The organism is Kitasatospora sp. NPDC058243, assembly GCF_042882025.1.
Classification (GTDB): domain Bacteria; phylum Actinomycetota; class Actinomycetes; order Streptomycetales; family Streptomycetaceae; genus Kitasatospora.
This window is the reverse complement of the sequence record NZ_JBHVWW010000004.1, coordinates 231,888-232,313: the sequence shown is the minus strand read 5'-3', so window position 1 is coordinate 232,313 and position 426 is coordinate 231,888. Positions and strand designations below refer to the sequence as shown.

Genomic DNA, 426 nt, shown 5'->3' with positions numbered 1-426 from the left:
GGCGAGCTCCGGGGCCGGCAGGCGCGGGTGCCGCAGGCCCGTCCGCAGGGCGGCCGGGCGGCGGCGGCCGACGGCGCCCGGGCGGCGCGCGAGGCCCGTCCGACTCGGGACGGCCACGCGGTCCGGACCGGGCGGGAGGGCGAGCGGCCGGACGGCCACGGCCCGCACGGCGGCGCGGAGGAGCACCAGGCCGAGGGCTGTGCCCCGGAGCCCCGCTCGGCTCCGCCGGTCCCCGCGGCGCGTGATCGCGCCGTAGGGTGAGTTGTGTGAATGACCGTTTGGTATGGATCGACTGTGAAATGACCGGCCTCGGAATCCCCCCGAGCCCCCCTCTCCCCGCCCGGCCCACCGTTCACGACCCCCCACCTCCCCCCCCCTCCCACGGCCCTTGCGGCCCCCCCCCCCCCCCCGCAAAAACAACCGCCG

General features: G+C 79.3%; 1 pseudogene. It reads left to right on the top strand.

The features are described from left to right. Positions 1 to 261: pseudogene (locus tag ACFVX9_RS05325) on the top strand (hypothetical protein); the annotation flags it as partial. Positions 262 to 426: the final 165 nt, after the last annotated feature.